This window comes from Micromonospora aurantiaca ATCC 27029, assembly GCF_000145235.1.
GTDB lineage: Bacteria > Actinomycetota > Actinomycetes > Mycobacteriales > Micromonosporaceae > Micromonospora > Micromonospora aurantiaca.
In genome coordinates this window covers 2,360,268-2,385,385 of the sequence record NC_014391.1, presented here as the reverse complement: position 1 = coordinate 2,385,385, position 25,118 = coordinate 2,360,268, and the positions used below count along the sequence as shown (strand labels likewise).

Below are 25,118 nucleotides of genomic sequence, written 5' to 3'. Positions count from 1 at the left end.
TCGCCGCGCTGGCGCTGTCCGGGCTGATGCTGACCGCGCGGCGCCGGCCGCCTCGGGGATCGCGACGACCGGCACCGGTACGGCCGCTCAGCGTGCCGCGCTCGCCAGGTACGCGTCGATCTCGGCGGTGATCCGGGCCTGCTCGGCCGGCGTCAGGAACGCCGCGGCCACCGCCTCCCGGGCCAGCGCGGCCACCCCGTCCGGGCCGAGCCGCAGCAGCCGGGCGGCCACCGCGTACTCGTCGTTGAGCGTGGTGCCGAACATCGGCGGGTCGTCGGAGTTGATGCTGACCGGCACGCCGGCCTCGACCAGCAGCGGCAGCGGGTGCGCGTCCAGGCTGGGCACGGCGCGGGTGCGCACGTTGGACGTCGGCGAGATCTCCAGCGGGATCCGCCGCTCGGCGAGGTGGGTCAGCAGCGCCGGGTCCTGCGCGGCGGAGATGCCGTGGCCGATCCGCTCGGCGCCCAGTTCGCGCAGCGCGTCCCAGATCGTCTCCGGGCCGGTGGTCTCGCCGGCGTGCGGCACCGAACGCAGCCCGGCCGCCCGCGCCTGGTCGAACCACGGCTTGAACTGCGGCCGGGGCACCCCGATCTCGGGGCCGCCGAGGCCGAAGCTGATCAGCCCGTCCGGTCGTTCGTCGAGTGCGATCCGCAGCGTCTGCTCGGCGGCGGGCAGGCCGGCCTCGCCGGGGATGTCGAAGCACCAGCGCAGCGCGATGCCGAAGTCGGCCTCGGCGCGCTTGCGGGCGTCCTCGATCGCCTCGCAGAACGCCGGCGCCGGGATGCCACGGTTGACGTGCGAGTACGGCGTGACGGTCAGCTCGGCGTAGCGGACCTGCTGGCGGGCCAGTTCCCGGGCGACCTCGTGGGTGAGCAGCCAGACGTCGTCGGCGTCGCGGATCAGGTCCACGACGCTGAGGTAGACCTCGATGAAGTGGGCGAAGTCGCGGAACGCGAAGTAGTCGGCGAGCGCCTCCGGGTCGGCCGGGACCGGGCTGCGCCCCTCGTGCCGGGCGGCCAGCTCGGCGACGATCCGGGGCGAGGCCGAGCCGACGTGGTGCACGTGCAGCTCCACCTTTGGTAGTCCGGCGATGAAGGTGGGCAGGTCGGTCACGAGTTCTCCTCTGCGCGGGCGCCGGTGCGGGCCACCATGAAGATCCGGCGGAACGGGAAGTACACCTGACCCTGCCGCACCGGGTACGCCTGCGCGAGCCGTACCCCCAGCTCGGCGCGGAAGGCGGCCCAGCCGGCGGCGTCCAGCGCGGCGCGGACCGGGCGCAGCGCGGTGCCCTCCATCCAGGCCAGCACCGGGTGGTCGGCGCCGGTGGCGGGCAGCAGATGCACGTACGTAGTCTCCCAGGCGTCGACCGCGCAGCCCGCGCCGGTCAGCAGCGTGGCGTAGCCGACGGGCTCGTCGACGGGGGCCTCGCGCAGCTTCCCGGCGAGCGCGTCGCGCCACCGGTCCCGGGCGGCGACGGAGCGCAGCAGCCGGTGCGACGGCGCGTCGAAGTTGCCGGGGACCTGGAACGCCATCCAGGCGCCGGCCGGCAGCGCGGCCGCCCAGCGGCGGAGCAGGTCGCGGTGTTCCGGCACCCACTGGAGCACGGCGTTGCCGACCAGCACGTCCACGTCGGGCTCCGGCCGCCAGTCGCGGACGTCGGCGACGGCGTACGTGACCGGTCCGCCCTCGGCGGTCGCGCGCTCGATCATCTCCGGGGAGGAGTCCAGGCCGGTGACCCGGCTGCCGGGCCAGCGGGCGGCGAGCGTGGCGGTGAGGGTGCCGGGGCCGCAGCCGAGGTCGACCACGGCGCGCGGGTGCTCGTCGCCGACGCGGGCCAGCAGGTCGTGGAACGGCCGGGAGCGCTCGTCGCCGTAGCGCAGGTAGGTGCGCGGATCCCACATGACAGCCTCCAAACCGTACGTACGTCTTGTTAGACCGTACGGCCCGGCGCGCGCCACGGCAAGCCGCTCACTAGGCTCGACCGGGTGGAACAGCGCAGCTTCGACCGGCTCGGCCGGCACGTCGGCATCATCGGACTCGGCGCGTGGCAGCTCGGCGCGGACTGGGGCGAGGTCAGCGAGGACGCGGCGCTCGCCGTACTGGCCGCCGCCGTCGACGCGGGCGTCACCTTCCTGGACACCGCCGACGTGTACGGCGACGGCCGCAGCGAGGCCCTGATCGGCCGGTTCCTGCGCTCCCGCCCCGGACACGGGCTCACCGTGGCCACCAAGATGGGCCGCCGGGTCGAGCAGACGCCGGAGGCGTACACCCTCGACAACTTCCGGGCCTGGACCGACAGGTCCCGGGCCAACCTCGGCGTCGACACGCTCGACCTGGTGCAGCTGCACTGCCCGCCCACCGCCGTCTTCGCCGACGACCGGGTCTTCGACGCGCTCGACACCCTCGTCGCCGAGGGACGCGTGGCCGGGTACGGCGTCAGCGTGGAGACCTGCGACCAGGCGCTCACCGCCATCGCCCGGCCCGGTGTGGCGAGCGTGCAGATCATCCTCAACGCGGTCCGGCACAAGCCGCTGGAGCGGGTGCTGCCCGCCGCCGCTGCCGCCGGGGTCGGGATCATCGCCCGGGTGCCGCTGGCGAGCGGCCTGCTCTCCGGCCGGTACGACGAGAACACCACGTTCCCGGCGAACGACCACCGCACGTTCAACCGGCACGGCGAGTCGTTCGACGTGGGCGAGACGTTCTCCGGCGTGGACTACGACAGCGGCCTGGAGGCGGTACGCCGGCTCGCGCCGCTGGTCGGCGAGGACCGCACGATGGCACAGTTCGCGCTGCGGTGGGTTCTCGACCAGCCCGGCGTCACTGTGGTGATCCCCGGCGCCCGCTCCCCCGAGCAGGCGCGGCGCAACGCCGAGGCGGCCGGGCAGCCGGCACTGACCGAAGTGGAGCTGGCCGCGGTGCGGGCCACCTACGACGAGCTGATCCGCCCGCAGGTGCACGACCGGTGGTGAGCCGGCCGTCCGGCGCGGCGTCGCCGGGCACCCGCGGCGGCGGGCATGCTGGAGCGGGACTGTCGTCGTCGGAGGGGGAACGATGAGGGGTTGGTTCCGGCTCACCCTGGGGCTGCTCGCCGTGGTGCTCGGTGCGCTGTGGACGGTGCTGGGCCTCGGGTACGTCGAGGGCAGCATCATGAGCGACCAGCGGATCTGGGCGCTGGTCGGCCCGGTGCTGGTCCTGTTCGGACTGGCCGGGCTCTGGTGGGGCATGCGGGCGCGACGCCGCTGAGGCACCGGGTAAGGCGAAGCCCCGCCTCCCGTGCGGGATGCGGGGCTTCCGGCACCGGCCGGCGCGGCCGGTGCGGTCAGCTCAGATGGGGCGGACCTGCTCGGCCTGCGGACCCTTCTGACCCTGGGCGATCTCGAACTCCACCCGCTGGTTCTCCTCCAGCGTGCGGTAGCCGCTGGTCTGGATGGCCGAGAAGTGGACGAACACGTCAGCACCCCCGCCGTCGACGGTGATGAAGCCGAAGCCCTTGTCAGCGTTGAACCACTTCACGGTTCCCTGCGCCATGTGTATCTCCTTCTAAAACTGGCGGCCGAGCACGCCGTGCGGCCGATTGGCCGTTTTCGAGCAGCGGCGCCTGAGGCGGCCCCCAATGCAGGAGACTTCTCTCAACCCACGCGTCTCTCAACAGCGTGAGACAGCAAACCACGTACGCAAAAACTTCGCACAGCCTAGCGGACGAAATTCTCCGACATGTGACCTGAAGGTCGTGCGGACGGCGCTGCGCGGCCCGCCGGAGCCATGCGAAAGGCCCCTTTCCCGCGCTCGGGAAAGGGGCCTTTCCGGCCTTTTCGTCAGTCCGGCCAGCGACCGGTCAGACGGCGTACGCCCACCGCCCCGCCCCTGTCGACGGCGGCCCGCACCACCGAGAAGATGGCCCCCTGCAGGGCCGCGGCGGCCAGCACCTCGCCCCAGCGGCGGTCCTCGTCGGTGGCGCTCGGCGCCTCGCCGTCGCCCGCCGTCACCTTCCAGACCTGACGGAAGATCGCCCCGGCGACGGCACCGGCGGCCAGGCCGAGCAGCACCCCCACCGGCTTGTACGCCGCCTTGCCGACCCTGCCACTCACCTGCGCCTCCCTCGGACGATCACCAGCACCACCGCGGTCACCAGCGCGCCGGCCGCGATGGCCGCCCACGGCAACGGGTTGCGCCCGACCGCCTCACCCTTCTCGTACGCCTGCGCCCGGACCAGCCGGGCCCGCTCCGCCGCCCGCCCGCGCACCCGGGCCGCGGTCAGCGACGCCTGCTCCCGCATCCGCGCCTTCGCCGCCTCGGCGGAGTGCCGCACCAGCGCCTTCGGATCGGCCCTGGCCGCGAGCAGCTCCATCGTCTCACCGAGCTCCACCCGGGTCCGGCGGATCTCCTCCCGGAGCGCCGCCACGTCCCCGGTCCCGTTACCGGTCATGCCCGCCTCCCGTCCTTCACCGCGGCGGTGACCGTGTCGACGTCCGCCCGAACGCTGCGGACCGCCGCCTGGGGCACCGGCGGGACGGCACGGCTGACCTGCTTCTTGCCCACCAGCGCCAGGATCCCGGCGAGCAGGAACAGCGCCACCGCCACGATCAGGGCGGCCAGCCACGCCGGCATGACAAGCGCCAGCAGCAGGATCACGGTGGCGACCAGGGCGCCGGCGCCGTAGAGCGCCATCACCCCGCCGCCGCCGAACAGACCGATCCCGATCCCGGCGTGCTTGCCCTTCTGGGTCAGCTCCGCACGGGCCAGGGCCAGCTCGTCCCGCACCAGGCGGGTGACCTGCTCGGTGGCGCGCTGTACCAGTTCGGCGGTGGACGGCTCGCTCCCGGTCCGCGACGTGCTGCGACTCGCGACGTCAGCCATGCTGTCCTCCTTTCGTCATCACCGCGCTGTATGCCCGGAGTCGCCGCCCGTCAATCCTGCGCGGAGCAGCCGGTCCGCCCGGCCGCGCGCCGCCGGAACCCGGTGCCGGGCACCGGATCCGGGGCGTGCGCACCACGTCCCCCGCAGCGGCCCGGCCAAACCCGCCCGGCCGGAAAGCCGCTCGTACGCGCCGAACCCCCGGCGCCGTGGGCGGCCGGGGGCTCCGATCGGGGGTACGGGGTCAGCGACGTGCCTCGGCGTGCTCCTCCCGGCCCACGAACACCTCGCTGCGGGCCTCGCCGTCGTCGCTGCCGCCGAAGACACGCGCGTCGTCGGGCGCCTCGGTGCCGGTCGGGCGGCGTACCGGGCGGCGCGGCTGCACCGCCTGCCAGGGCAGCGGGCCGGTGGCCTCGCCGACCTCGGCGCGCAGCCGGGGCAGGGCGGTCGGGCGCTGGTCGCGTACCCAGGTCACCAGGTGCTCGCGGACCAGGCACCGCAGGTCCCACAGGCTGCCCGCGTCGGCGGCGCTGACCAGCGCGCGGACCTTGACCATGCCGCCGGTCGCGTCGGTCACCTGGAGCACGCAGACCCGGCCGTCCCACAGCTCCGTGCCCTCGCACAGGCGGCGCAACTCCTCCCGCATCGCCTGCACCGGAATCGCCCAGTCCAGCTCGAACTCTGCGGTGCCGAGCACCGCCGCCTCGGTCCGGGTCCAGTTCTGGAACGGCCGGCTGGTGAAGTACGAGGTGGGCAGGATCAGCCGGCGGTCGTCCCAGATCTGCACCACCACGTAGCTGAGCGTCAGCTCCTCGATCCGGCCCCACTCCCCCTCGACCACCACCACGTCGTCCAGGCGTACCGCGTCGCTGAACGCGAGTTGGAGACCGGCGAAGACGTTGGCGAGCAGGCTCTGTGCGGCCAGCGCGGCGACCGCGGCGATGACACCGGCGGAGGTCAGCACACCGGCGCCGACCCCGCGTACGGCCGGGAACGTCATCAGCATCACGCCGACCGTGAGGATCACGATCACCGCGATGGTGAGCCGGCGCAGCAGCACCACCTGCGTGCGCACCCGGCGGGCGTGCCTGTTGTTCGGCACGTCGACCCGGAACCGGGCCAGCGCGGTGTCCTCCGCCACCACCAGCAGCGAGGCCACCAGCCATGCGGTGGCGGCGATCGTCGCCAGCACCAGCGTGTGCAGGACGAACTGCCGCCACGGGCTGCCGACCGCGTACGCGGTGGTGAACCGGACCGCAAACTGCACCGCCGCCACGGTGAGGGCGAGCTGGAACGCGCGGTGCGCGTGCTCGGTCAGCTCGGTCATCAGCAGCGAGCGGCGGCCGAGGCGGCGGATGACGCGGTGCACCACCTGGGCCAGCACCAACGCGATCGCCGCCGCGGCGAGCGCGGCGGCGACTGTCACGACGTAACTCTGCACGAACTCTCTCTCCCTCCGACCGGGCGGGAATCGGGCAAAGGCCCAATGGTGCCCGGCGGCCCGGGTATCGACCAGGATCAGACCTTGCGGTACCGGGACTGGAAGAAGCAGTAGACACCGAACGCGGCGATGCCGAGCGCCATGAGCGCCAGCAGCCACGGCCCGTACGACTGGTCGCGCAGCGTCCGCAGCGCGGCGTCGAGGCCACGCGCCTTCTCCGGGTCGTAGTTCACAGCGGCGACCACGATCAGCAGGCCGGCGATGGCGAACACGGCGCCCCGGGAGGCGTACCCGGCCATACCGAGCCGACGGGTGAGCTGGCGGGTCTTCGGGCTCATCTCGCCGGTCTTGAGGTTGCGCTCGAACTTCTTTTTCAGGCCGTAGACGACCATGCCGATGCCGAGCGCGGCGAGCGCGAGCCCGGCCAGGCCGACCAGCCACCGGCCGCCGTCGGAGGCCATCAGCTTCTCGGAGAGCTGCTGCTGCTGGTCGGAGGCGTTGGAGCTGGCGTCCTGGAAGACCTTGATCGCGGTCCAGCCCAGCCAGACGAACACGACGACCCGGACCACCGAGGCGATCCGTTCGAACAGTCGTTCCTTGCCCGTCCTGGACACGTGGCCGGAGATCGCCTCGAAGGCCTGCCAGATCGCCATGGCGAACAGGCCGACCGCCATCGCGATCAGGAGGAACTTCCCGAGCGGCTGTTCACCGAGAGTGCGCAGCGCGCCGTTCTGGTTTCCCTCCTCGCCCGAGTTCCCGAAGGCGATCTGCAGCGCCAGCCAGGCGAGGAGCAGGTGCACGATTCCGTATCCGATGAAGCCGGCACGGGTCAACAGTTCGAGCCACCGGCTGTTTCGAGCCTGGGCGGCGGTGGCTCCGGCGTTCCGGGTGAGAGACATGAGCCCTCAATCTCCCGGCGGGCGATTTTCCAAACGTCGCCGCCCGCCGGGACGGCCGAAACGGATCAGGCGCTGAGGTCGCGGGCGACCCGCACCACCACCTGCTGATCGTTGACGCTGTCCAGGCTGACCTGGAAGCCGGCGACCTCGGTGGCCTGCTGGCCCACTGTGAGCGAGAGCTGTTCCCCGGCGACCTCGACCGTGACCTGGTCGCCTTCGGCGCCGATCAGCTTCGCCTCGACGCCGAGGATCCGGGCGCTGGCCTCCACGCCGCGGTCGAAGGTGATCGTGCAGGCGTCCAGACCGCAGTCGGTCTCGGCACCTTCGGAGCTGCATCCGGCGAGCAGTGCGGCGCCGAGGGCGAGACCGGCGAGCAGACCGGCGGCGCGACGGGCGGGGGCGGAGGTGGCGCGTCGGATCGTCACCCGTCCAAGGATAGGCGGCGAACGCCACAGCGGCCTCGCGGGCGAGCGCGGGACGGCCACGCCGGGCAGGGCGTCCGGGGTGCGCGCTAGGGTGCCGGAATGGCTTTCGACGTCGCCCGGGTCCGGGCCGCCTACCCTGCCCTGAGCGAGGGATTCGTCCACTTCGACGGCGCCGGGGGCACCCAGACCGCCGCCGCCGTCGTCGAGGCGGTGGCCGGGGCGAGCGCGCCGCGACGGGCAACCGCAGCACCGCCTTCCTGCCCGGGCGCCGGGCGCTGGATCTGGTCGCCGGGGCGCGGGCCGCGGTCGCCGACCTGCTCGGCGCGCAGCCGTCGGGCGTGGTGCTCGGGCCGAGCGCGACAGCGCTGACGTACACGCTGGCCCGGACGCTCGGCGCCGGCTGGCGTCCGGGCGACGAGGTGGTCGTCTCCCGCCTGGACCACGACGCGAACGTCCGCCCGTGGGTGCAGGCCGCGCAGGCGTCCGGCGCCACGGTGCGCTGGGCCGAGTTCGACCCGGCGACCGGTGAGCTGCCCGCCGGTCAGTACGCCGACCTGGTCACCGAGCGCACTAGGCTGGTCGCGGTGACCGCCGGCAGCAACGCGATCGGCACCGTGCCGGACGTGGCGGCGATCGCCAAGACCGCGCACGCCGCCGGCGCGCTGGTGTGCGTGGACGGCGTGCACTCGGTGCCGCACGGTCCGACCGACCTGGCCTCGCTCGGCGCGGACTTCCTGGTGACCAGCGCCTACAAGTGGTCCGGGCCGCACCTGGCGGCGATGGTCGCCGACCCGGCGCGCTGGGAGGCGCTGCGCCCGGCGAAGCTCGTGCCCTCCGCCGACGCGGTGCCGGACCGGTTCGAGTACGGCACGCCGAGCTTCCCGCTGCTGGCCGGGGTGAAGGCCGCGGTGGACCACCTGGCCGGCCTGGACCCGGAGGCGACCGGCGACCGGCGGGAGCGGGTACGCGCCGGTCTGGCAGCCGCGCAGGCGCACGAGGAGGCGGTCTTCGACCGGCTGCTCGCCGGGCTGGCCGACCGCCCGTTCGTGACCGTGTACGGCGCACCGGCGCGGCGCTGCCCGACCGTGTCGTTCCGGGTGGCCGGCCTGGCCTCGGCGCAGACCGCGGCGGCGCTGGGCGAGGCGGGCCTGTGCCTGTCGCACGGCGACTACTACGCCTACGAGTACTTCGAGGGCATGGGCCTGCGGGGCAGCGGCGGCGCCGTGCGGGCCAGCGTCTACCACTACAACACCGCCGACGAGGTGGACCGGCTGCTGGCCGAACTGGACCGGCTGGCCGGGCCCGAGGGGAGAATGATCCGGTGAGCTTTCTGGTCGAGGAGAACACCGCCAAGCGCCGCTTCGAGATCCTGGTGGACGACGCGCTGGCCGGGTTCACCGCGTACACGCTCCGGGGCGAGACGCTCGTGTTCACGCACACCGAGGTCGATGACCAGTTCCAGGGTCAGGGCGTCGGGGCCGCGCTGGTCCGGGGCGCTCTGGACCAGGTCCGCGCCCGGGGCGGCCGGATCGTGCCGCAGTGCCCGTTCGTGGCCTCGTTCATCGAGCGCCACCCGGAGTACGCCGACCTGGTGGCAGACAAGCCGTGAGGCCCGGTCCGGCCGGGGGACCTCCCCACCCGGCCGGACCGGGAGTCAGCGCGCCCCGGTCAGCACCTCGGCGGCGGCCCGTGCCGCCGCGGCGGTGGCGCCGTGGGTGGCCAGGTGCACCGCACCGGTGACCAGCTCGGGCACGCCCAGCTCGACCACCACCGCGTCCGGGCGGGCGGTGAGCGCGCGGCGTACCGCGTCCCGCATCCAGTCGTGCCGGTGCAGGTCGCGCACCACGAGCACCAGCGGCCGGCCGGCGGGCGTCGCGCCCGGGTCGGCCGGTAGGGCGTCGGCGGCGTAGCGGGCGGTGGTGGTGCCGGGCGCCAGGTGGGCCAGCGGTGCGGCGATGCCCCACGGCGTCTCCTCGCCGATGGCGATGTTGCGCGGGGGCGCGAACTCCACGACGTGGGCCGGACCGGTCAGCGGCAGCAGCCCGGCGTCGCCGGTGACCCGGACCGCGCGGCGGGCGGCGGCGAGCCCGATCGGTGAGCCGTCGGCGGGCGGCGTGCCGGTGGCCCGGCGGGCGCGGGCGGCGACGCTCCACGCGGCGAGCTGACCGACGCGCTTGGCCGCCTCGGCGAGCCGCTCCTCGGGCAGCTCCCCGCTGATCACCGCCGCGACGATCGCGTCGCGCAGCTCGCGGGCGTCGGCCTCGGTGGCCCGTTCCCCGCCGACGCAGATCGCGTCCGCGCCGGCCACGAGCGCGCGCACGGCGGCGCCGGTGAAGCCGTACCGGTCGGCCACCGCGCGCATCTCCACCGCGTCGGTGACCACCACGCCGCCGAAGCCCATCTCCTCGCGCAGCAGGCCGCCGAGCACGCGCGGGCTGAGCGTGGCGGGCAGCTCCGGGTCCAGCGCCGGCACCAGCAGGTGGCCGGTCATCACCGCCTGCACCCCGGCGGCCACGGCGGCGCGGAACGGGGCCAGCTCGACCGCGTCGAGGCGGGCCAGGTCGCCGCCGATGCGGGGCAGGTCGTGGTGCGAGTCGACACGGGTGTCGCCGTGCCCGGGGAAGTGCTTGGCGCAGGCGGCGACGCCGCCGGCCTGGAGGCCGCGTACCCAGGCGGCGGTGTGCCGGGCGACCATGTCCGGGTCGGCGCCGAAGGAGCGCACCCCGATGACCGGGTTGGCCGGGTTGGAGTTGACGTCGGCGTCCGGGGCGTAGTCCAGCGTGACGCCGACGGCCGCGAGTTCGGCGCCCAGGTCGCGGGCGACCTCCTCGGTCAGCGCCGGGTCGTCGACAGCGCCGAGCGCGTAGTTGCCGGGACGGGAACTGCCCCGGGCGGACTCGATCCGCGTGACGTCGCCGGCCTCCTCGTCGATCGCCACGATGACGTCGGGCCGCTCGGCGCGCAGGTTCGCGGTGAGCGTGGCGACCTGCTCGTGGTCGACGACGTTGCGGGCGAACAGGACCACCGAGCCGAGGCCCTCGCCGAGCCAGCGGCACACCCACGGCGGCGGTGTGGTGCCGACGAACCCCGGTTGCAGGACGGCGGCGGCGAGCGCCGCCAGGTCTCCGGTCGATCCCTCGGTCCGCTCGCTCATGTGCTGTCGTACCCCCGTCTCCCCCACGGACCCGCCGGGGCCGGCGGGTGCTGACATGGTCACACCGCGCAGCTAAATAGTCAACAATCCTTACTGTTAGCCGCTGGCGCCCCCGGACCTCGCGTGGGAGAGTTCCCACATGTCCGCTCTGCCGCTCGCCGACGCCACCAGCGCCGCCGACATCCCCGGCGTACGCCTGCTCGGCCTGGTGGTCGGCGGCCTGTTCCTTCTGATCGCGATCCGGGCCATGTTCCGCCGCTGATCCGCGCCGGGCGGTGAGCGGCGGTGCCGGTTTCGCACGGGATCGCCGGGGGTAGCTGAGGCGCTTGATGAAACTGACCACGCACTCCTCCAGCCTGCGCCGGGCGGCGCGGAACCTGTTCGGCTGGACCGCGCTGCGGCCCAACCAGCTCGCCGCCATGCGCGCCGTGATGAAGCGCCGTGACGCCCTGGTGGTGCTGCCCACCGGCGCCGGCAAGTCGGCGATCTACCAGATCCCGGCCAGCCTGATCCCCGGCCCGACTGTGGTGATCTCCCCCCTGCTGGCGTTGCAGCAGGACCAGATCGCCGCGCTCAACGAACGGCAGCGCCCGGAGCTGCGCGCGGTGCGGATCAGCTCGGACGAGAGCGCCGCCCAGCAGGCCGAGGCGATCGAGGACATCCGCGCCGGGCGCGCGGAGTTCCTGTTCATCACGCCGGAGGCGCTGAGCAACCCGGACCGGCTCGCCGAGGTCCGCGAGCTGAAGCCGGCGCTGGTGGCGATCGACGAGGCGCACTGCATCTCCGCGTGGGGCCACGACTTCCGGCCGGACTACCTGGCGCTCGGTCACCTGATCGACGGCCTGGGCCGCCCGCCGGTGGTGGCGCTCACCGCGACCGCCTCCCCGCCGGTACGCGACGACATCATCGCCCGGCTGCGGCTGCGCGAGCCGGAGGTGGTGGTCTCCGGGCTGGACCGGCCCAACCTCTTCCTGGAGGTGGCCCACTGCCCGACCGACGACTACCGGTGGCGGCGGCTGATCGCGCTGCTGCGCGACGACGAGCGGCCCGGCATCATCTACGTGCCGACCCGGCGGGCGGCCGAGGAACTGGCCGAGCGGCTCACCGGCGCCGGTTTCCCGGCCGAGTTCTACCACGGCGGCATGCCCACCGCGGCCCGGCACGAGCTGCACGAGGCGTTCCTCGCCGACCGGGTGCCGATCATGGTGGCCACGTCGGCGTTCGGCATGGGGATCGACAAGCCGAACATCGCCTGGGTGGTGCACATGGCGCTGCCCGACTCGCCGGACAGCTACTTCCAGGAGATCGGCCGGGCCGGGCGCGACGGCTCACCGGCCCGGGTGCTGCTGCTGTGGCGCGCCGAGGACGTCGGCCTCCAGCGTTACTTCAGCGGCGGTCTGCCGGACGAGAAGGAACTGACCGAACTCGCCGCGGTGCTGCGCGGCAAGGCCCGCAACCGCAAGGAGCTGCGCGAGCTGACCGGCCTCGGTCCGCGCAAGCTGGGGCAGTACCTGTCCCTGCTGGAGCAGGTCGGCGCCGCCGAGCCACGGGCCAAGCAGCGCATCGGCGCACCCCGGTACGCGCCGGCGGCCGCCGACTCCGGCCGCGCCGCGCTGGCCGAGGCGGAACGGCAGCAGACAGTGACCCGGTCGCGTACCGACATGATGCGCGCCTTCGCCGAGACCACCGGCTGCCGGGGGCAGGCCCTGCTGGCGTACTTCGGTGAGCAGATGCACGAGGTCTGCGGGCACTGCGACAACTGCCACGCGGGCACCAGTGTGGCGGGTGACGGCGCGGTCGGGCCGTTCCCGGTGCACAGCCAGGTACGCCACCCGGAGTGGGGCGCCGGTCTGGTGCTCAGCTACGAGGAGGACCGGATGACGGTGCTCTTCGACGAGGTGGGCTACAAGACGCTGTCCGTGCGCGTGGTGTCCGAACAGGGCCTGCTGGAGCTGGACTAGCCTGACCCGGGCGCCGCGGGGGCGCCCGTCGACAACGACGACCACGGCGAAAGGGGCCTGATCGTGATCGAGCAGCCGGCGTACACCCGGTTCGGCGTCTCCGACGAGGAGTGGGGACTGCTTGTGGGGCTGCCGCAGTCGGTGCTCACCGCGGCGGCCGCCGCCGAGTCCGACGGCACCCGTCGCACCATGGCCGAGAACGCCGCCGGGCTGGAGACCATCGCCGCCGGCCGGGAGTCGGCCAGCCCGCTGGTCGCCGCGGTGGCCGGTGAGGTCGTCGACCGGGTGGGCGACCCGGAGACCGGCGCGGAGCTGCCGGTGATCACGCCGCAGGACCCGAAGGCGATGATCGAGGACGTGCTGGCCCGGGCCGGGCAGGCGTCCGCGCTGCTCGCCGCGCGGGTGGACGAGGGGCAGGCCGGGGCGTACCGGCACTGGCTGGTGGACATCGCCGAACAGGTGGTGGGCGCGGCCTCCACGGGCGGCATCCTGGGCCTCGGCGGCGACGCGGTGACCGACTCCGAGCGCCGTTTCCGCGACCGGCTGTCCCAGGTGCTGAACGACTGAACGGACTCCTAACAGAGGTTTCCCCGGTCCGTCAATGACGGACGTCACGGCCCCACGGGTGTCGCTTTCGGCCCCGTGGGGCGTCCTGTTTGTGCAGGGCGTGACGAACACGGGGAGTCGTTCTATGGACGGGAAGCTGCACCGGCAGGTCCTCGACACGCAGGCGCTGCCGCCGCGGGAGCGGTTCGGCATGTGGCTGGACATGATGGCGAGCACCCCGACGCCGCTGCGGGTGCGCACCGCGCACGCCGACGACTTCGTCGCCCGGGCCGAGTTCGTCGACCTGGGCCGGATGCAGCTCATCCGCTACCGCTACCCGTCGGTGGACTGCGTGCGCACCTCGAAACTGATCCAGCGCTCCGACCCCGACTACTACCTGCTCGCGCTGACGCTCAGCGGCACCAGCCAGGCCGACCAGGAGGGGCAGCGCGCCCGGTGCCGCCCCGGCGACCTCACCTTCTACGACTGCTCCCGCCCGCACGAGGTCAGTCACCACGCCGACCCCGCGGGGTCCGCGTACGCCCATTCGATCGTGGCCCTGATGCCGTACGACGCGCTGCCGTTGCCGCCCCGCCGGCTCGCTCCCCTGTTCGCCGGCCGGATGTCCGGCTCCGAGGGCGTCGGCGGGCTGGTCGCCGACTTCCTCATCCGGATCACCGCGAACCCCGAGCAGTACCACGCGGCCGACGCGGAGCGGCTCGGCGCCGTCGGTCTCGACCTGGTCGCCACGCTGCTCGGCCGCAACCTCGTCTCCGAGGACGAGATGCCCACCGAGGTCCGGCGCCGGGCCCTCCAGGCCCAGGTACGCGCGTACGTGCGCCAGCACCTCGGCGACGCCACGCTCGACCCGGGCGCGATCGCCGACGCGCACCACATCTCGGTGCGCTCCCTGCACCGGCTCTTCGAGGACGAGGAGACCACAGTTGCCGCGTACATCAGGGACGAGCGGCTGGCCCGGTGCCGCCGCGACCTCGCCGACCCGGCGCTGAGCGACCGCTCGATCCAGGTCATCGCCGCCCGCTGGGGCTTCCGGGACAAGGCGCACTTCAGCCGGGTCTTCCGGACCACGCAGGGCGAGACGCCGCAGGAGTACCGGGCCCGTCACCTGGAATCAGCACGGATCGTCAACAGCACGGCATCCGCCGTCAACCTGTCCCGTACATACTGAAACCCGGGCCTGTACCGCTCGCGGTGGGCCCGCGGATATCGGGGGGCCGGGCGCGGCGTCCGCGGCGGTCCCGGCCGCGGGCGGCCCCGCCCGGTGATGTTTCCCGGGACCGCACCGGCGGCCGAGATTTCCGGCCCCGTCGCGCTTCCCCCAGGACCGACGGGGCCGGTCGGCGGTCAGCCGGCCTCCTCCTCCAGCAACGCCAGCACCGACTTCTCCACCGCCTCGCGCGGCATCTCCGGCTGCACCGGCGCCAGCACCCCGTCGTGGTAGAGGTCGACCACGCGCGGGTCCACGTACGAGGTCCGGGCCACAGTCGGGGTGTTGCCGAGCAGTTCGGCCACCGAACGCATCACCCCCGCCACGGCGCGCCTGCGGGCGGTGGCGGAGCGCTGCGGACCCACAGTGGCCAGTTCGGCTGCGGCGAGCACCGTCGCGTGCCAGGTACGGAAGTCCTTCGCCGTCATCTCGCCGCCGCTGGCGTCGCGCAGGTAGTCGTTCACCTCGTCGCTGCGCACGTCGCGCCAGGAGCGGCCGTCCCAGTAACCGAACAGCCGCTCCTGGGCGCGCCGGCGACGGCGCAGGTTGAGCAGCACCCGGCACAGTTCGGCGTCCTCGATCCGGCGGACCTGGTCGATGCCGCCCTTGGCCGGGAACTCGAACACCACGCAGCCGCCCCGGGAGCGGGCGTGCTCAGGGCGCAGCGTGGACACGCCGAACGTGGGGTCGTCGCCGGTGGCGTACTGGTCGCTGCCGACCCGGAACGCGCCCATGTCGAGCAGCCGGGCGACGGTGGCCAGCACCCGTTCGCGGCGCAGGCCGCGCAGCGCCAGGTCGTGCGTGACCCGGTCGCGCAGCGCGGGCAGCCGGTGCGCCACCTCCAGCACGTGGTCGAACTTGGCCTCGTCGCGCTTGCGCCGCCAGCCCGGGTGGTAGAGGTACTGCTTGCGGCCCGCCGCGTCGATGCCGGTGGCCTGGATGTGGCCGTTCGGGTACGGCGAGATCCACACGTCCCGCCAGGCGGGCGGGATCACCAGCTCGCGCAGCCGGGTCAGCTCCCCGGCGTCGCGCACCGGCTCGCCGGCCGGGTCGAGGAAGAGCCAGCCCTTGCCGCGCCGCCGGCGCGCGTATCCCGGCCGGCCCGGATCGCTACGCCGCAACCGCACCGGAGACCCGTTCCACGTCTGCCACCGCAGCCACCACCTCGTCGATCCCGATGGCATCCAATGTCGGGTGGGTTCCTACCCCGCCTGACCCGGTCGAATCCGGGTTGACGGGCGTGGGCTCGATCGCACCCAGCGCCCGGTGCCGGGGCCGGTCCGGCGGCGGGCCCCAGTGCGCCGCCGGCACCGGGCCGAACAGCACCACCGACGCGGTGCCGTAGCCGGTGGCGAGGTGCGCCACGCCGGTGTCCCCGCTGACCACCAGCCGCGCGCCCGCGACGAGCGCGGCCATCTCGGCCAGTCCGGTCCGGCCGGCCAGCACCGCCTCCGGCGGCAGCCCGGCGTCGCGGGCGACCCGCTCGGCCAGCGCCCGCTCGTCCGGCGAGCCGGTGACCGCCACCCGGTGCCCGCGCGCGGCCAGCTCCCGGGCCAGCCCGGCGAACCGGTCCGCCGGCCAGCGCTTCGCCGGGATCTTGCCGCCCGGGTGCAGCAGCGTCACCCCGGCCGGTACGCCGGTCAACGCCGGACGCCGCAGCGCGAGGTCCCCCGGGTCGGCCGGCAGCCCGTACGCGTGCAGCAGCCGGCACCAGCGGCGGACCTCGTGCTCGTCGTCGTCCCAGGCCGGGCCGTCCGGGTGCCCGGCGCCCGGGTTGCTGTGGGCGAGCAGCCGGCCGGGGCGTACGGCGGCCAGCGCCCGGTGCGACTGCGGCCCACGGCCGTGCAGGTTGACCGCCACCTCGGGGGGCGGGCCGGTCCACGCGATCCGGTCCGGCCCGGCGGTGGGCAGCACCCGGTCGACCGCCCCGGTCAGCTCCGCCAGCGGCGCCAGCCAGCCCGGCGCGGCGAGCACCAGCTCCCGGCCCGGCAGGCCGGCGCGCAGGCCACGCAGCGCCGGCACGGCGGTGGCCAGGTCGCCGACCCCGAGCGCCCGCAGCACCAGGATCACGGGTACGAGGACTCCTGCGCGGCGCAGACCACCATCTCGCGTACCGCGCAGCCGGCCGGCTGGGACAGCGCGAACATGACGGCGGCGGCGGTGTCGGCCGGCTCGTTGAGCACCGCGTCCGGGCCGGGGCGGTACTGCGCGTCCCGCTCGTCGAAGAACGCGGTCCGCATCCCGCCCGGGATCAGCAGCGTCACGCCGACAGCGCCGGCGAGTTCCGCGGCGAGCGCCCGGGTGAAGCCCACCACCCCGAACTTCGCCGCGCAGTACGCTGTCGCGTCGCTGACCGCCTTCACCCCGAGCGTGGAGGCCACAGTGACGATGCTGCCCCGGGACGCCTCCAGCCAGGGCAGCGCGGCCCGGATCACCGCGGCGGTGGCGAGCAGGTCCACTGTGACGATCCGCTCCCAGGTCTCGGCCGGGATGTCGGCCAGCTTCCCGGGCACGTCCATCCCGGCGGCGGTGACCACGGCGTCCAGCCCGCCGGAGCGTTCCGCGAGGTCGCGGGTGGCGGCCTCGGCGGCGCGGGTGTCGGCCAGGTCGCACTCGACCCAGGGCACCCCGTCGGCGGGGCGCTGCCGGTCCAGCACCAGCGGGCGCCCGCCGGCGCGGGCCACCGCGGCGACCACCGCCGCGCCGAGCCCGCTGGAGCCGCCGGTGACCAGGACGGTCGGCCCGGCTCCGGGCGCGCCGGCGCTCACGCCGCCACCGTCGGACCGGCGGGCGCGACCGCGCCGGGTCGGATGCGTCGCTCGTTCATCGTGCTCCCTTCGCCGTGGACCGGACCTGCGCGACGGCCTCGGCCGGGTCGCCCGACGCGGCCGGCCAGCCGCCGCTGCCCCGCCCGGCCCGCGCCGCCGCGATCATGTCGGTGGTCGAGCGCCCGTCGAGGTACGGCACGACCACCGTGTGACCGCCCCAGCGGGCCAGGATCTCCGTCTCGGGCAAGGTCTCCGGGCCGCCGCCGCTGGCGTAGTCGCCGCCCTTGACCCAGATGTCCGGGCGCAGCCAGGACAGCGCCGCCTCCGGTGTCGGCTCGTCGAAGATCAGCACCGCGTCGACGCAGCCGAGCGCGGCGAGCAGCCGCCCCCTGTCGCCCTGCGGCACGACCGGGCGCTCCGGACCCTTGAGCCCCGCCACGCTGGCGTCGGAGTTGAGGCAGACCACCAGGCAGTCGCCGAGCTGCCGGGCCGCCTGGAGCGTCGCCACGTGCCCGGCGTGCAGCAGGTCGAAGCAGCCGCCGGTGGCGACCACCGTTCCGCCGGCCGCACGTACCCGCGCCACCACCTCGCCGGCCGCCCCGGCGCCGATCCGGTCCCCGCCGCCGGTGACCACCGCCGGGGCGACCGCCCGCACCGGCGCGGGCAGCGCGGCGGCGACACCGCCGCCGGCCACGTACGCCGACGCCTCGGTGACCGCCTCCTGCACCGCCTCGGACACGAGCGCGCCCCGGGCCAGGGCCAGCGTCGCGGTGGACGCGAACCGGTCGCCGGCCCCGCAGGTGTCCCCCTCGGCGGGCGGCGCCGGCACCACCAGGGGCGTGGACCCGGCGTGGCTGAGCAGCGCGCCGTCGCCGCCGAGCGTCACCGCCACCGCGCGCGCCTGCCAGCGGCGGCGCAAGGCGTGCGCGCTACGCGACGCGACGGCCAGGCGGGAGCCGCCCGGCGGCGTCTTGGCCAGCTCGCGGGCCTCCGGCTCGTTCGGGGTGGCCAGGTGCACCCCGGGTACGGCGGCCGGCCCGCGCGGATGCGGATCCCAGACCACAGGCGCCCGGGTTGCGGCCAGCGCCGCCCGCAGCGCCGGATGCCCGGCCACGCCCCGGCCGTAGTCGCTCACCAGTACGGCGGACGCGTCGGCGATCAGCCGCAGCACGGCGTCGCTGGGCTGACCGGGCGCACCGGCGCTCCCGCCCCGGTCGTGGCGCAGCAGCACCCGTCCGCGCGCCCGCAGCCGGATCTTCTCCGGGGTGGCGCCGGCCAGCGGAAGCGCGTACAAGCGGACCCCGGCGGCGGCGAGCAGCGTGCCCAGCCGGGCCCCGCCCGCGTCGTCGGCGACGGCGGTGACCAGCGCGACCTCGGCGCCCTGCGCGGCGGCGAAGACGGCGGCCAGCCCGGCGCCACCGGGCCGGTCGACGGATACGGTCTCGTCCAGCACCGGCACCGGGGAGTCCGGGCAGAGCCGGTTCACCAGACCTTCGACGTCGCGGTCCAGCAGCGTGTCACCGAGCACCACCACCGGTCCCCTCATGCCGGGCCTCCCCGGCCGGCCGTCGCCGTCGGGTCCGGCTCGCCGACGACGACCTCGACACCCGCGCGTACCGGCCCGGCCGCCGGCTGGGCGGCGAGCGCGGCGGGCAGCGCCAGTTCGACGTACTCGCAGAGCACGTGCGAGGCCACCAGGTGCAGTTCCTGCACCACCTGCCCGTCCGGCGAGTCGATCGCCAGATGCTCGTGGCAGAGGTCGGCGAGGGGGTTGGGTGCGGGTCCGGTGAAGGCCCAGCAGCGCAGGCCCGCCTGGTGTGCGGCGTGGGCGGCGGCGAGGAGGTTGGTGCTGGTGCCGCTGGTGGTCATGAGCAGGAGGTGATCGTGGGGCCGGCCGTGGGCGCGGACCTGCCGGGCGAAGGTTTCGTCGTATCCGTAGTCGTTGGCGATGGCGGTGACGGCGCTGGTCTCGGCGTGCAGGGCGATGGCGGAGAGGGGTTGGCGGTCGTGGCGGAGTTTGCCGACGAGTTCGGCGGTGAGGTGCTGGGCTTCGGCGGCGCTGCCGCCGTTGCCCGCCACCAGCAACCGGCCACCGGCGGCGAGCCGCTGCGCCAGCTCCTCGCCCCAGCGGGCCAGCATCTGCTCCGCCTCCCGCAGCGGCAGCAACGCGGCGGCCAGCAGGCTCAGGTGGTCCTCCAGCACCGTCGCGCCGGCGGCCGGCGTCCCGGCCGTCATCAGGCGACCACCCGGGTCGGGCGGCGCACGGTGGCCACCTCGCCGTACAGCTCGGTGAGGCGGTCCGCGGTGGTGGCCCAGGAGTAGCGGGTGCGTGCCCGCTCCAGCGCGGCGGTGGCGTAGGCGAAGCGGCGGATCCGGTCGCCGAGCAGACCCCGGATCGCCGCGCCGAGCGCCGCCGGCTCCCGGGGTGGCACCAGGTCGCCGGTGCGTCCGGCCACCACCGTGTCGATCAGCCCGCCGACAGCCGTCGCGACCACCGGTACGCCGCAGGCCATCGCCTCCAGCGGGGTGAGCCCGAACGGCTCGTACCAGGGGGCGGCCACGAGCACGTCGGCCGACCGGTACCAGCGGCCCATCTCCTCCCGGGGGACCGCGCCGACCAGCCGTACCCGGTCGGCGACGCCGAGCGAGTGGGCCAGCGCGCGCAGGCGCAACGCGTACGGGTCGGTCTCCAGCAGCCCGGCCGGCGGCCCGCCGACGACCACGCACTCGGCGTCCGGCACCTCGGCGACGGCCCGGATGACGTCCTGGAAGCCCTTGCGTTCGACCAGCCGGCCGACGGTGAGGACGCGGGCCCGGCCGCCGTCACGGTCGGCGACCGGGCCGAGCGGGGAGAACGTCGTGAGGTTCACCCCCGACGGCACGACAGTCATCCGGGACCGGGGTACGCCCATCCGGACCAGTTCGGCGACCTCGTCCTGGCACTGGGCGACCACCCGGTCCACCGAGCGGCCCAGCTTCCGCTCGTGCTCGACCCGGCCCGGCGGGCTGGTGTCCTGCACGCCCTGGTGGCGGCGCTTGACGGTGCCGAGCGCGTGGTACGTCTGCACCATCGGCACGCCCGCGCGGCGGGCCGCGGCGAGACCCGCCAGCCCGCTCATCCAGAAGTGCGCGTGCACCACCTCGGGCTGCCAGTCGCCGGTGCGCCACCGGTCGGCCAGCCACTGCCCGAACGACGGCATGTACGGCAGCAGGTCGTCCTTGGCCACCGGTTCGGCCGGCCCGGCCGGTACGTGGACCACCTCGTACCCGTCCGGGGTGCGGACGCTCACCGGCAGATCCACCGCGTCGAGGCGGGTGTAGACGCGCACGTCGTGACCGGCGGCCGCGAGCGCGGCGGAGAGCTCCGCGACATGCGTGTTCTGGCCACCGGCGTCCTCCCCGCCGAGGACGGCGAGCGGGCTGGCATGCTCCGAGATCATCGCGATGCGCATACTTCCTCCTCCAGCAGCCGGTCCCAGTCGGCGAGGAATCGATCCAGGCCGTAGCGGTCCCGGGCGGCGGCCCGGGCCACGGCGCCCGCCCGGCGGGCGGACTCCCTGTCGTCCAGCAGGCCACGGGCGGCGTCGACGAGCGTGTCGACGCGGGTGGACAGCGCGCCCGCGGCGGGCGGCACCGCCTCCACCGCCTCGGTCGTGGCCAGTGCCACCACGGGCATGCCCATGGTCATGGCCTCGACGAGGCTGAGGCCGAGTGAGGTCCAGCGGCACAGGTGCAGGTACGCGCGCCGTTTGGCGAGTTCGGCGTGCATGGCGTGCTGGGGTACGTCGTCGTGGCTGGTCAGCCGGTCCTCGGGCAGGCCGAGGTGGGCGGCGAGACCGTCCACTTTCATCCCGTAGACGTCCAGCGGCGCCAGCGCGGCGAACCGGGCGAGCAGGTCGGTGCCGGTGACGCGCCAGCGGCGTACCGGCTCGTTGATGACCACGGCGAGGCGGTCGAGTTCCCCGGTCCACTCGACGTTCGGCGGTACGACGCCGTGGTCGACGACTGTGGTCCTGGTCGCGCCGTTGTCCCAGAACAGCTCGTTGAACGCGGTGACGTGCGTGAGCAGCAGGTCGTCGCGGTCGGCCATCGGGTGCCGGGTGTTCGGCACGTCGCCTTTCGGGGTGTTGTGCTCGACGTAGATGGCCGGCACGTCCCGGCCCGGCCGGCGGCCGAGCCACTCCGCCGCCAGGTCGAGTTCCTCCGGGCGTTGCAGGATCACCAGGTCCACGTCGGTGTCGCGCAGGTCTTCGGGAGTGACCTCGACGGCGCTGTCCGGCCACGGGTAGGTGCGCGCCCGGCCCAGCCCGTACGGACCCCGGTCCGGCGTGACCGGCACCAGGTAGCGGTGCTTGCCGTGCACGAAGGAGGTCGTCCACGACCCGTGGACGTGCCACAGCAGGATGTTCATCCGGCCACCCCGCCCGCCACCGGTGCCGGCACGCCGAGCAGCCGCAACGCCTCCAGGACCCGTCCCGGCTCGACAGCCGACAGGCACGGGTGGCCGGGGACCGGGCAGACGGTGGCGCGGGTGTCCCGGCACGCCGCCCCCGCGTCGCCCAGCCGCACCGTCGGCACCCGGTAGGGCCCCCACTGCCCGAACGGCACCGTCGGCGCGAACAGGCTCACCACCGGCACGCCGAGCGCGGCGGCCAGGTGCGCCGGGCCGGTGTTGCCCACCACGAGCGCCCCGGCGTCGGCGATGACCGCCGCCAGGTCGTCCAGCCCGGTCCGCCCGCCCAGGTCGACGCCGCCCGCCGCGGCGACGCGCGCGGTCAGCTCCCGCTCGTCCGGTCCGCCGGTGACCACGACCCGGTAGCCTGCGGCGCCGAGCACGCGGACCACGCGGGTGGCCAGTTCCTCGGGGCAGGCGCGGGTCTCCACCGAGGAGCCCGGGTGCAGGACCACGTAGCCGGGCTCGCCGGCGTCGGCCGCGCGCGGCGGAAGCCGGTCGGTGCGGATGCGCAGCGCCGGTTCGTCGTGGCCGGGCAGCGCGAAGCCGGCTGCGGCGGCGAGGGACAGGGCGCGTTCGGGTTCGGGTACGCCTGCCGGAACGCGGTGGCGGACGTCGAGCAGGCTGCCGGGGTAGTCGTCGCTGATGGCGCTGATCCGGGGTACCCCGGCCAGGCGCAGAAGCAGGGCCAGGGGCAGGGCGGACTGGTGGAAGGAGGTGAACACGACCGCCTCGTCGGCGCGTACCTCCGACAGCCGGTCGGTCAGCGCGCGCACGGCGCCGGGGTCGACGGGTGGGGCGGGCGCGTCGATCCACGGCAGCGGCGCCTCGATGATCTCGTCCACGCCTGGGAGCAGTTCGGCGGCGGCCCGGCCACGTGGCCCGCACAGCAGCACCACCCGCTCCGCTCCGGCCGCGACCGCCCGGATGCCCGGCCCGGTCACCAGCACGTCGCCCGCCGCGTCGCTGCGCACCACCAGCACCGTGTCCCGGCCTGACCGGCGCGCGGGCTGCGGCGCGGCCGTCAGGCGCATCCGGGCCAGCACGATGCCCACCGCGTCCGGCAGGTCGGCCGCGACAGTGGGCGCGGCAGCCACCTCGGCGGCCCGGGTGGCGGGCGTGGGCACCATGATCGCCGCGGCGCCGGCCGCGGCGGCGGCTGCCGTGTCCGCGCCGATGTCCCCGATCAGCACGCAGCGGGTCGGCGTGGTCCCCAGCGCGGCCGCGGCCTCGTGCACGAGGCCGGGCGCGGGCTTGCGGCAGACGCACCCGTCGGCCTCGGCGTGCGGGCAGATCGCCCAGTGGTCGAAGGGCCCGAGCAGTTCCTCCACCCGGGCGTTGACCAGACGCAGGTCGTGCGCCGTGAAGCAGCCCCGGGCCAGGCCGGACTGGTTGGTGACCACCGCCAGCCGCAACCCGGCCGCCCGCAACCGGTCCAGCGCCTCCCGGGCGCCCGGCACCGGCCGGACCTTCTCCGGGTCGCCGTTGTACGGCACGTCCTCCACCAGCGTGCCGTCCCGGTCCAGCAGGACCGCGTCGTACAGGCCGGACGGGAACCGGTCAGCACCCGGGTCAACCCGGGCTGACCTGCACTGATCCCGCTCGTGGTCCCGTCGCACGGGCGGCGGGTTCCCGAGGCCCCGAGGAGTAAACGTCGACGTCGGCGCCAGGCCGCCCCGCCGGTGCCGCACAGCCGGGTGCACGCCTGCCACGACCGGCCCGGTCCGGCGATACCCGCCGCCCCGGAGAAGCTAACCCGGATCGCCGTTAGCGACGGCCCACGCCGGGGTACCGCTCGGTGATGGCGGTTGTGGAGAAGGTGATCGACGCGCCCCCGGAGCAGGTCTTCGAGGTGCTCGCGGACGGGTGGACGTACAGCGACTGGGTGGTGGGCACCGCGCACGTGCGGGACGTGGACGACACGTGGCCGCGCGTCGGCAGCCGGCTGCACCACCGGGCCGGGCCGTGGCCGTTCTCGCTCCAGGACAAGTCGACGGTGCTGGAGTGCCAGTCGCCGCACCGGCTGGTGCTGCGCGCCGGGCTGTGGCCGGCCGGGGAGGCGATCGTGGCGTTCGCCCTGGAGCCGCTGGACGACGGCAGGACCCGGGTGACGATCGGCGAGGACTTCGCCGCCGGACCGCTGCGGTGGGTCCGGACCAAGCTCAACGACCTGGTGCTGCATCTTCGCAACCGGGAGACGCTGGCCCGGCTGTCCGACATCGCGACGAGGCAGAAGCCGGAGCGGTGATCGATCGGTGGCGGGGCGTCTGTGCGGCTGCCGCGCAAGGGACTGGCTACCCTCTCAGGTGAACCTGTCGGCTGACCGAGGATGTCCGTGATGATCGAACCCGTGCAGTTACCCTCCCCGTGGGGGGATGCGCGCCTGACCGTCGTCGTTCCGACCTACAACGAGGCGGGCAACCTCCCGGTGCTGGTCGAGCGCCTCCTCGCGCTGCCGCTGCCGGGGCTGAAGGTGCTGGTCGCCGACGACAACTCCCCGGACGGTACCGGCGAGGTCGCCGACAAGCTGGCCATCGAGCACCCGGACCGGGTGACGGTGCTGCACCGCCCGGGCAAGGAGGGTCTCGGCCGGGCGTACGTGGACGGCATCGGCCGGGCGCTCGACGACGGCGCGGACTTCGTCGCGCAGATGGACGCCGACCTGTCGCACCCGCCGGAGGCGCTGCCCGGCATGCTCGGCGCGCTGCTGTCCACCCAGGCTTCGGTGGTCATCGGCTCGCGCTACGTGCCCGGCGGTGAGCTGGACGAGAACTGGCCGCTGTACCGGCGCGCGCTCAGCGGCTGGGCGAACCTGTACGTGCACACGCTGCTGCGGGTACGCATCCGAGACCTGACCGCCGGCTTCAAGATCTGGCGGGCGGATGCGCTGCGCGCGATCGGGCTGGACCGGGTGCAGTCCAACGGCTACAGCTTCCAGGTGGAGATGCACTACCTCGCCACCAAGCTGGGCCACACGATCCTGGAGGTGCCGATCCGCTTCGAGGAGCGCCGCGACGGCGACTCGAAGATGACCACCGCCACGAAGATCGAGAGCGCGCTGATGCCGTTCAAGCTGCGCAGCCGGCACCGCAACCTCGACTCCTGACCCGCTCTACCGCACCTCCACCGCGCCCTCACGCTGCGTCATTGTCACCGCGCGTGAGGGCGCGGTCGTCCCGCCACTTTCCTCGTCGACCCCTTTGCTCTGCAGCCATCGGCGCAGCACCGCCCTGAGCAGGGACGCTGTCCGGGACACCGTTTCGCCGGGCGCCCGCTGCGGACACGCTGCGTGACCGATGCGTATGCGGGTGCAGAGCAAAGGCGGTGGTGCGTTGATACCGCCGGGGCAGCGCCGAATACTCAGCGTGACGCACCGTGAACGGTCGTCA

27 protein-coding genes and 1 pseudogene are annotated in these 25,118 nt (G+C 74.6%); 10 read left to right on the top strand and 18 right to left on the bottom strand.

Annotated elements, in window-relative coordinates; translation table 11 throughout:
- Nucleotides 1–87: 87 nt before the first annotated feature.
- Together MICAU_RS11200 and MICAU_RS11195 are read right to left on the bottom strand one after the other, a co-directional pair.
- Complete coding sequence (locus MICAU_RS11200; protein ID WP_013285420.1) at nucleotides 88–1,113, bottom strand: adenosine deaminase; 1,026 nt, start codon at nucleotides 1,111–1,113, stop codon at nucleotides 88–90.
- Nucleotides 1,110–1,901 carry a trans-aconitate 2-methyltransferase gene (locus tag MICAU_RS11195; RefSeq protein ID WP_013285419.1) on the bottom strand — a complete coding sequence of 264 codons (792 nt, stop codon included), beginning with the start codon at nucleotides 1,899–1,901 and terminating at the stop codon, nucleotides 1,110–1,112. The genes MICAU_RS11200 and MICAU_RS11195 overlap by 4 nt, the downstream gene beginning before the upstream one ends.
- A gap of 84 nt (nucleotides 1,902–1,985) precedes the next feature.
- Here MICAU_RS11195 and MICAU_RS11190 point away from each other — a divergent pair, with 84 nt between their 5' ends.
- Both MICAU_RS11190 and MICAU_RS11185 read left to right on the top strand, forming a co-directional pair.
- The gene (locus tag MICAU_RS11190; protein WP_013285418.1) at nucleotides 1,986–2,969 is read left to right on the top strand and encodes an aldo/keto reductase; all 984 of its coding nucleotides are present in this window, start codon (nucleotides 1,986–1,988) and stop codon (nucleotides 2,967–2,969) included.
- An 82-nt stretch (nucleotides 2,970–3,051) separates the two neighbouring features.
- A complete protein-coding gene (locus MICAU_RS11185; protein WP_013285417.1) occupies nucleotides 3,052–3,243 on the top strand; it encodes a hypothetical protein in 192 nt (63 codons plus the stop codon).
- Nucleotides 3,244–3,324: 81 nt separating this feature from the next.
- Here MICAU_RS11185 and MICAU_RS11180 read toward each other — a convergent pair whose 3' ends face one another.
- The 7 genes from MICAU_RS11180 to MICAU_RS11150 all read right to left on the bottom strand — a co-directional run bounded on the left by MICAU_RS11180 (nucleotide 3,325) and on the right by MICAU_RS11150 (nucleotide 7,619).
- Nucleotides 3,325–3,528, bottom strand: a complete 204-nt coding sequence (locus MICAU_RS11180) for a cold-shock protein (protein ID WP_007075740.1) — start codon at nucleotides 3,526–3,528, stop codon at nucleotides 3,325–3,327.
- 287 nt (nucleotides 3,529–3,815) lie between these two features.
- Nucleotides 3,816–4,088, bottom strand: a complete 273-nt coding sequence (locus MICAU_RS11175) for a DUF4235 domain-containing protein (protein WP_013285416.1) — start codon at nucleotides 4,086–4,088, stop codon at nucleotides 3,816–3,818.
- Nucleotides 4,085–4,426, bottom strand: a complete 342-nt coding sequence (locus MICAU_RS11170; protein ID WP_013285415.1) for a DUF3618 domain-containing protein — start codon at nucleotides 4,424–4,426, stop codon at nucleotides 4,085–4,087. The genes MICAU_RS11175 and MICAU_RS11170 overlap by 4 nt, the downstream gene beginning before the upstream one ends.
- Nucleotides 4,423–4,857 carry a phage holin family protein gene (locus tag MICAU_RS11165; RefSeq protein WP_013285414.1) on the bottom strand — a complete coding sequence of 145 codons (435 nt, stop codon included), beginning with the start codon at nucleotides 4,855–4,857 and terminating at the stop codon, nucleotides 4,423–4,425. The genes MICAU_RS11170 and MICAU_RS11165 overlap by 4 nt, the downstream gene beginning before the upstream one ends.
- Nucleotides 4,858–5,098: 241 nt before the next feature.
- Nucleotides 5,099–6,295, bottom strand: coding sequence for a mechanosensitive ion channel family protein (locus tag MICAU_RS11160; protein WP_013285413.1), 1,197 nt, complete (start codon nucleotides 6,293–6,295; stop codon nucleotides 5,099–5,101).
- A gap of 77 nt (nucleotides 6,296–6,372) precedes the next feature.
- Nucleotides 6,373–7,194 carry a DUF1206 domain-containing protein gene (locus tag MICAU_RS11155; RefSeq protein WP_013285412.1) on the bottom strand — a complete coding sequence of 274 codons (822 nt, stop codon included), beginning with the start codon at nucleotides 7,192–7,194 and terminating at the stop codon, nucleotides 6,373–6,375.
- Between the two features lie 65 nt (nucleotides 7,195–7,259).
- Nucleotides 7,260–7,619 (bottom strand): hypothetical protein, encoded by a 360-nt coding sequence (locus MICAU_RS11150; protein WP_013285411.1) that lies wholly within the window; start codon nucleotides 7,617–7,619, stop codon nucleotides 7,260–7,262.
- 99 nt (nucleotides 7,620–7,718) lie between these two features.
- Between MICAU_RS11150 and MICAU_RS11145 the strand changes: the two are divergent.
- Together MICAU_RS11145 and MICAU_RS11140 are read left to right on the top strand one after the other, a co-directional pair.
- Nucleotides 7,719–8,944 (top strand): annotated as a pseudogene (locus MICAU_RS11145) (cysteine desulfurase-like protein).
- The gene (locus MICAU_RS11140; RefSeq protein ID WP_013285410.1) at nucleotides 8,941–9,228 is read left to right on the top strand and encodes a GNAT family N-acetyltransferase; all 288 of its coding nucleotides are present in this window, start codon (nucleotides 8,941–8,943) and stop codon (nucleotides 9,226–9,228) included. The pseudogene MICAU_RS11145 and the gene MICAU_RS11140 overlap by 4 nt, the downstream one beginning before the upstream one ends.
- A 45-nt stretch (nucleotides 9,229–9,273) precedes the next feature.
- Here MICAU_RS11140 and MICAU_RS11135 read toward each other — a convergent pair whose 3' ends face one another.
- Nucleotides 9,274–10,773 carry a glycoside hydrolase family 3 protein gene (locus tag MICAU_RS11135; RefSeq protein ID WP_013285409.1) on the bottom strand — a complete coding sequence of 500 codons (1,500 nt, stop codon included), beginning with the start codon at nucleotides 10,771–10,773 and terminating at the stop codon, nucleotides 9,274–9,276.
- 139 nt (nucleotides 10,774–10,912) lie between these two features.
- On the opposite strand from MICAU_RS11135, the gene MICAU_RS33425 reads away from it, so the two are divergent.
- From MICAU_RS33425 to MICAU_RS11120, 4 genes are all read left to right on the top strand, one after another.
- The gene (locus tag MICAU_RS33425) at nucleotides 10,913–11,035 is read left to right on the top strand and encodes a hypothetical protein (protein ID WP_013285408.1); all 123 of its coding nucleotides are present in this window, start codon (nucleotides 10,913–10,915) and stop codon (nucleotides 11,033–11,035) included.
- Nucleotides 11,036–11,102: 67 nt separating this feature from the next.
- On the top strand, nucleotides 11,103–12,734 hold the full coding sequence (locus MICAU_RS11130; RefSeq protein WP_013285407.1) for a RecQ family ATP-dependent DNA helicase: 1,632 nt from the start codon (nucleotides 11,103–11,105) through the stop codon (nucleotides 12,732–12,734).
- Nucleotides 12,735–12,797: 63 nt separating this feature from the next.
- On the top strand, nucleotides 12,798–13,301 hold the full coding sequence (locus tag MICAU_RS11125; protein WP_013285406.1) for a hypothetical protein: 504 nt from the start codon (nucleotides 12,798–12,800) through the stop codon (nucleotides 13,299–13,301).
- 124 nt (nucleotides 13,302–13,425) lie between these two features.
- Nucleotides 13,426–14,469, top strand: coding sequence for an AraC-like ligand-binding domain-containing protein (locus MICAU_RS11120; protein ID WP_013285405.1), 1,044 nt, complete (start codon nucleotides 13,426–13,428; stop codon nucleotides 14,467–14,469).
- A gap of 176 nt (nucleotides 14,470–14,645) precedes the next feature.
- Here MICAU_RS11120 and MICAU_RS11115 read toward each other — a convergent pair whose 3' ends face one another.
- From MICAU_RS11115 to MICAU_RS11080, 8 genes are read right to left on the bottom strand one after another with little or no spacing between them, the layout of a single operon-like run.
- Entirely contained in the window at nucleotides 14,646–15,635 is a 990-nt protein-coding gene (locus MICAU_RS11115) for a DNA topoisomerase IB (protein WP_013285404.1), read from the bottom strand.
- Nucleotides 15,619–16,578, bottom strand: coding sequence for a glycosyltransferase family 9 protein (locus MICAU_RS11110; protein ID WP_013285403.1), 960 nt, complete (start codon nucleotides 16,576–16,578; stop codon nucleotides 15,619–15,621). Before MICAU_RS11110 ends, MICAU_RS11115 begins: the two co-directional genes overlap by 17 nt.
- Nucleotides 16,575–17,276, bottom strand: coding sequence for an SDR family oxidoreductase (locus tag MICAU_RS11105; protein WP_013285402.1), 702 nt, complete (start codon nucleotides 17,274–17,276; stop codon nucleotides 16,575–16,577). The genes MICAU_RS11110 and MICAU_RS11105 overlap by 4 nt, the downstream gene beginning before the upstream one ends.
- Nucleotides 17,277–17,331: 55 nt before the next feature.
- Nucleotides 17,332–18,822 (bottom strand): PfkB family carbohydrate kinase, encoded by a 1,491-nt coding sequence (locus MICAU_RS11100; RefSeq protein WP_013285401.1) that lies wholly within the window; start codon nucleotides 18,820–18,822, stop codon nucleotides 17,332–17,334.
- Entirely contained in the window at nucleotides 18,819–19,511 is a 693-nt protein-coding gene (locus tag MICAU_RS11095) for a D-sedoheptulose-7-phosphate isomerase (protein WP_013285400.1), read from the bottom strand. Before MICAU_RS11095 ends, MICAU_RS11100 begins: the two co-directional genes overlap by 4 nt.
- Nucleotides 19,511–20,728, bottom strand: a complete 1,218-nt coding sequence (locus MICAU_RS11090; protein WP_013285399.1) for a glycosyltransferase — start codon at nucleotides 20,726–20,728, stop codon at nucleotides 19,511–19,513. Before MICAU_RS11090 ends, MICAU_RS11095 begins: the two co-directional genes overlap by 1 nt.
- On the bottom strand, nucleotides 20,713–21,687 hold the full coding sequence (locus MICAU_RS11085) for a glycosyltransferase (protein WP_013285398.1): 975 nt from the start codon (nucleotides 21,685–21,687) through the stop codon (nucleotides 20,713–20,715). Before MICAU_RS11085 ends, MICAU_RS11090 begins: the two co-directional genes overlap by 16 nt.
- Nucleotides 21,684–23,348 carry an HAD-IIIA family hydrolase gene (locus tag MICAU_RS11080; RefSeq protein ID WP_013285397.1) on the bottom strand — a complete coding sequence of 555 codons (1,665 nt, stop codon included), beginning with the start codon at nucleotides 23,346–23,348 and terminating at the stop codon, nucleotides 21,684–21,686. Before MICAU_RS11080 ends, MICAU_RS11085 begins: the two co-directional genes overlap by 4 nt.
- Nucleotides 23,349–23,530: 182 nt before the next feature.
- On the opposite strand from MICAU_RS11080, the gene MICAU_RS11075 reads away from it, so the two are divergent.
- Nucleotides 23,531–23,977 (top strand): SRPBCC family protein, encoded by a 447-nt coding sequence (locus tag MICAU_RS11075; RefSeq protein ID WP_013285396.1) that lies wholly within the window; start codon nucleotides 23,531–23,533, stop codon nucleotides 23,975–23,977.
- A 90-nt stretch (nucleotides 23,978–24,067) separates the two neighbouring features.
- Nucleotides 24,068–24,835 (top strand): polyprenol monophosphomannose synthase, encoded by a 768-nt coding sequence (locus tag MICAU_RS11070; RefSeq protein WP_013285395.1) that lies wholly within the window; start codon nucleotides 24,068–24,070, stop codon nucleotides 24,833–24,835.
- Nucleotides 24,836–25,118: the final 283 nt, after the last annotated feature.

Coding starts and splice junctions, on each gene's coding strand:
- MICAU_RS11195 (WP_013285419.1), bottom strand. CDS start 1,901: ATGTGGGATCCGCGCACCTACCTGCGCTACGGCGACGAGCGCTCCCGG.
- MICAU_RS11185 (WP_013285417.1), top strand. CDS start 3,052: ATGAGGGGTTGGTTCCGGCTCACCCTGGGGCTGCTCGCCGTGGTGCTC.
- MICAU_RS11180 (WP_007075740.1), bottom strand. CDS start 3,528: ATGGCGCAGGGAACCGTGAAGTGGTTCAACGCTGACAAGGGCTTCGGC.
- MICAU_RS11170 (WP_013285415.1), bottom strand. CDS start 4,426: ATGACCGGTAACGGGACCGGGGACGTGGCGGCGCTCCGGGAGGAGATC.
- MICAU_RS11165 (WP_013285414.1), bottom strand. CDS start 4,857: ATGGCTGACGTCGCGAGTCGCAGCACGTCGCGGACCGGGAGCGAGCCG.
- MICAU_RS11155 (WP_013285412.1), bottom strand. CDS start 7,194: ATGTCTCTCACCCGGAACGCCGGAGCCACCGCCGCCCAGGCTCGAAAC.
- MICAU_RS11135 (WP_013285409.1), bottom strand. CDS start 10,773: ATGAGCGAGCGGACCGAGGGATCGACCGGAGACCTGGCGGCGCTCGCC.
- MICAU_RS33425 (WP_013285408.1), top strand. CDS start 10,913: ATGTCCGCTCTGCCGCTCGCCGACGCCACCAGCGCCGCCGACATCCCC.
- MICAU_RS11130 (WP_013285407.1), top strand. CDS start 11,103: ATGAAACTGACCACGCACTCCTCCAGCCTGCGCCGGGCGGCGCGGAAC.
- MICAU_RS11120 (WP_013285405.1), top strand. CDS start 13,426: ATGGACGGGAAGCTGCACCGGCAGGTCCTCGACACGCAGGCGCTGCCG.
- MICAU_RS11100 (WP_013285401.1), bottom strand. CDS start 18,822: ATGAGGGGACCGGTGGTGGTGCTCGGTGACACGCTGCTGGACCGCGAC.
- MICAU_RS11095 (WP_013285400.1), bottom strand. CDS start 19,511: ATGACGGCCGGGACGCCGGCCGCCGGCGCGACGGTGCTGGAGGACCAC.
- MICAU_RS11090 (WP_013285399.1), bottom strand. CDS start 20,728: ATGCGCATCGCGATGATCTCGGAGCATGCCAGCCCGCTCGCCGTCCTC.
- MICAU_RS11085 (WP_013285398.1), bottom strand. CDS start 21,687: ATGAACATCCTGCTGTGGCACGTCCACGGGTCGTGGACGACCTCCTTC.
- MICAU_RS11075 (WP_013285396.1), top strand. CDS start 23,531: ATGGCGGTTGTGGAGAAGGTGATCGACGCGCCCCCGGAGCAGGTCTTC.
- MICAU_RS11070 (WP_013285395.1), top strand. CDS start 24,068: ATGATCGAACCCGTGCAGTTACCCTCCCCGTGGGGGGATGCGCGCCTG.